At 73.1% G+C, this 4,322-nt stretch carries 3 protein-coding genes; all 3 read right to left on the reverse strand.

Annotation, left to right across the window (positions count from 1 at the left end; all coding sequences use genetic code 11):
- A partial coding sequence (locus tag EF903_RS29410; protein WP_260616090.1) for a GDSL-type esterase/lipase family protein occupies nt 1-1,223 on the reverse strand: 1,223 nt, incomplete at its 3' end.
- 429 nt (nt 1,224-1,652) lie between these two features.
- Nucleotides 1,653-3,272: a malate synthase A gene (gene aceB / locus EF903_RS29415; RefSeq protein ID WP_125548046.1), complete on the reverse strand. Its 1,620-nt coding sequence runs from the start codon at nt 3,270-3,272 to the stop codon at nt 1,653-1,655.
- Between the two features lie 305 nt (nt 3,273-3,577).
- Nucleotides 3,578-4,282, reverse strand: a complete 705-nt coding sequence (locus EF903_RS29420) for an NTP transferase domain-containing protein (RefSeq protein ID WP_125548047.1) — start codon at nt 4,280-4,282, stop codon at nt 3,578-3,580.
- Nucleotides 4,283-4,322: the final 40 nt, after the last annotated feature.

Below are 4,322 nucleotides of genomic sequence, written 5' to 3' on the forward strand. Positions count from 1 at the left end.
ACGACGAGCAGGTCCTTGGGGAAGGCGTGGTAGAAGTCCGGTGCGGCGATCGGGATCAGGCCGATGCCGACCGACGCTGCGACGATGAGGGCGTTCTCGCCGCGTTCCATGGCGGCCCCGGCCAGGGACAGGCAGCGGCCCAGGGCGAGTTGGCCGAAGTAGTTGGGGTGCATGGACTCCTGGACCAGGCCCTGCGTCTCGCTGCTGTCGATCCAGCGTGCCCACTCGCTCGTCTTCGCCGACGCCGGGGCGGTGGAGGTGACGTGCTTGCTGGTCTTCGCGCACACCTCGCGGCCCTGGAGCATGTCGCGGAGGTCCAGGAACTGGACGTTCTTCTGCGTCGCCACCGTCTTCAGCCGGTTCGCGATCTGCGGGACCAGCGAGTCCCGCGCCCAGTCGGAGTCCCGGTTCCAGAAGGGGCAGCCGCCCGTGTTCAGCCGGCTCCAGTCGCTCTGCGTGTAGCGGTTCTCCGCGCCGCGCGGGATGGGCGACGGGTAGGACTGGAGGACGATGCGGTACGAGGTGTCGGTGTAGCCGGCGCCGCGCATGACGGCGCGGATCTCGTCGACCGCCTTGCCGACGTTCGCCATGACCCCGTCGATCTTCTGGTCCACGCCGTACTGCTGGTCGTCGTGGCAGTAGGAGTTCCAGATGACGAAGTCGTACGCGCACTCCTGGATGATGTCGGCGAAGCCGAGGTCGTTGCCGCCGACGGACAGGGCGATGATTTTGACGTCGTGGCTCGCCGCTACGGCCGCCAGCTGGTCGGCCTGCGGCGCCTCGCCCTTGTAGGGGACGCCGCCGCTCGCCGCGCGGAAGACGTTCGCGGTGGTCGCCCCGGAGCAGGCCAGGTTGACGGCGACATCGGCGACCGGGCCCGCGCTGCGGCCTTCCGCGGAGTCGGAGCGGTGGCAGCCGCCCGCGGTCGCGCCGTACACCTTCGAGGGGTCGTATACGGAACCGGAGACCCAGGCGCGGTCGGTGCCGATGCGGCTGCCGGTGTTGGTGAGGCTGTTGCCCTTCCAGCGCCCGGCCTCGCCGGAGATGTAGCTGTCGCCCATGGTCACGACGGCGGTGGGGCCGCCCTGCGGGGCGGCGGCCGCGGTGCCGGCGGTGCCTCCGGCCAGTGCGCCTGCGGCGAGCGGCAGGGCCATGCCGGCGACGGCCAGCCGTCGCATCCGGCGGCGGGGCTCGGTGGTGCCGGCGTTGCGGAATCCGATCACGGCGGAACTCCTGCGGTAGGCCATGCCGGGGAGCCGGAGCGAACTCCGGGGCATGGCTGGGGACGTGGGGGAAACCGCCGGCCGGTGGCAGTCGGAAAGGTGACACGGGCCGTGTTGTTACCGCTAGGTAGCCGCAGATTACGATGCCGTAACGACCGACCGGTCGTTCGGCTGCGGGCATTCCGCTTCACGGCTGGGCGTGCTCGGCGGGCGTGGACGGCACCCCCGCCGGGTCGTGGGACGCGGTGCGCGGGGCGTGCCCGCCGCCGCGGCGCGTCGTTCCGGCGCGTGCGCGGGCACGGAAAACGCCCCGCCCCCGGGCTCCTTGCGGGCCGGGCACGGAAAACGCCCCGCCCCCGGGCTCCTTGCGGGCCGGGGGCGGGGCGCCTGCGGGGCGCCGGCGAGCGGCGGGCGGTCGCCGCCCGGGGGTCAGCCGACGAGGCGGTCGTACGCCGGAAGCGTGAGGAAGTCGGCGTAGTCCGCGTCCAGGGAGACCTGGAGGAACAGGTCGTACGCCTCCTGCCAGCGGCCTGCGGTGAACGCCTCCTCGCCGATCTCCTCCCGGATGGCGGCCAGTTCGCGGTCCGCGACACGGCGGGCCAGCTCGGCGGTGGCGCGCTCGCCGTTCTCGAAGACGACGCCCGCGTTGATCCACTGCCAGACCTGCGAGCGCGAGATCTCCGCGGTCGCCGCGTCCTCCATCAGGCCGAAGATGCCGACCGCGCCGAGGCCGCGCAGCCAGGCCTCGATGTAGCGGATGCCGACCTGGACGGCGTTGCGCAGGCCGTCGTAGGTGGGCTTGGCGTCCAGCGAGTCGATCGCGATGAGCTCGCCGGGGGCCACCGACACGTCCTCGCGGAGCCGGTCCTTCTGGTTCGGCTTGTCGCCGAGCACCGCGTCGAACGACGCCATGGCGATCGGGACCAGGTCGGGGTGGGCGACCCAGGAGCCGTCGAAGCCGTCGTGCGCCTCGCGGTCCTTGTCGGCCTTGACCTTCTCGAACGCGATGCGGTTGGCCTCGGCGTCCTTGCGGGAGGGGATGAACGCCGCCATGCCGCCGATGGCGTGCGCGCCGCGCTTGTGGCAGGTGCGCACCAGGAGTTCGGTGTACGCGCGCATGAACGGGGCGGTCATCGTGACCGCGTTGCGGTCGGGGAGGACGAACTTCTCCCCGCCGTCGCGGAAGTTCTTCACGATGGAGAACAGGTAGTCCCAGCGGCCCGCGTTCAGTCCGGCCGCGTGGTCGCGCAGTTCGTAGAGGATCTCCTCCATCTCGTACGCGGCCGTGATGGTCTCGATGAGGACCGTGGCGCGGACGGTGCCCTGCGGGATGCCGACGTAGTCCTGGGCGAAGACGAAGATGTCGTTCCAGAGGCGCGCCTCCAGGTGGGACTCCGTCTTCGGCAGGTAGAAGTAGGGGCCCTTGCCGAGATCGATCAGGCGCTGCGCGTTGTGGAAGAAGTACAGGCCGAAGTCCACCAGTGCGCCGGGCACGGCCCGCCCGTCGACGGTGAGGTGGCGCTCCTCCAGGTGCCAGCCGCGGGGCCGCATCACGACGGTCGCGAGCTGCTCGGCCGGCTTCAGGGCGTACGACTTGCCCGTGCGCGGGTCGGTGAAGTCGATGCGGCGCTCGTAGGCGTCGATGAGGTTGAGCTGGCCGAGGACCACGTTCTCCCAGGTGGGCGCCGAGGCGTCCTCGAAGTCGGCGAGCCAGACCCGGGCGCCCGAGTTCAGCGCGTTGACGGTCATCTTGCGGTCGGTGGGGCCGGTGATCTCCACACGGCGGTCGTTCAGGGCGGCCGGGGCCGGTGCGACCTGCCACTCGCCCTCGCGGACCTGTGCGGTGTCCGGGAGGAAGTCGAGGTGGGAGGTGCGGGCGATCTCGGCGCGACGCGCGGCGCGGCGGGCGAGGAGCTCGTCCCGGCGGGGGGTGAACCGCCGGTGGAGCTCGGCCACGAAGGTGAGGGCGGCCTCGGTCAGGACCTCGTCCTGGCGGGGCAGCGGCTCGGCGTCGACAAGGGCCGGCGACGACGGCGCTGGTGCGGACATGTCTGTCACTCCTTCAGCGGCGGTGCCTTGCGGCCGCGGGGGAATGCTCGCGTGGGGCGGCACGCAGTGCCGCCGGGGGTGGAGAGTTCCTGAGTACGGTCGCCGGCGCCGTCTGGGGGTTCAGGGCGCTTCTGACCAGTGGATAGTAATTTCCTTATGGTGGAAGTTCAATGGTTTGTTGATGTCGAGATTCTCCGAGTCGACAGACCACCCAGGCCAGTGGCCCTCAGTGCCACACCGGTCACGCACCGCGCGGGCCGCGCGCGGGCGCGCGCCGCCCCGCTCCTGCCCGGCAGCGCCGCCCCTCATGCCAGGCGCGCCAGGTCGGCGGGCGTGTCGATGTCGTAGGCCTCCGCCACATCCCCGCACTCCACCAGCACCAGCTCGGCGGCGTGGCGCACCAGGTGCACCCGCGCGCCCCGGTCCCCCTCGGCCGTCGCCGCGATGTCCGCCCACCGGTCCGCGCCGAACAGCACCGGGTGCCCGCGCTCCCCGCCGTACGAGGCCGCTGCCAGGGTGGCCGGCGACCGGTACGCCCGCCGCACCCGGGCCACCGCCTCGGCCCCGATGCCGGGCTGGTCCACCAGCGACACCAGAGCCGCGCCGGCCCCCGTACCGGCGAGCGAGGCCAGGCCCGCCCGCAGCGAGGAGCCCATGCCCTCCGCCCAGTCCGGGTTGTCGACGACGACGCAGCCGGAAAGGTCGGCCCGCTCGCGGACGTCGGCCGCCGACGCGCCGAGCACCACGTGCACCGGACCGCAGCCCCCCTCGCGCAGCACCCGCACGGCGTTCTCGACGAGCGGCCGCCCCCGGTACGGCAGCAGCGCCTTGGGGCGGCCGCCGAGCCGCCGCCCGCCCCCCGCGGCGAGCAGCAGCCCCGCGACCGGGGCGGCGAAGGCGACGGCGGAGGCGACGGCGGAGGCGGGCGAGGGCGAGGGCGCGGGCGCGGCGCGGAGGGCGGACCGCTCGGGCGGGACGGCCGCCGGAGGGCGGCTCGGATCGGCTGGCATGGCAGCGATTGTCACCCCGCCGCCCCGCCCGCGCCCGCCC

The sequence above is a fragment of the Streptomyces sp. WAC05292 genome, assembly GCF_003949955.1.
In the GTDB taxonomy this organism is placed as follows: domain Bacteria; phylum Actinomycetota; class Actinomycetes; order Streptomycetales; family Streptomycetaceae; genus Streptomyces; species Streptomyces globosus.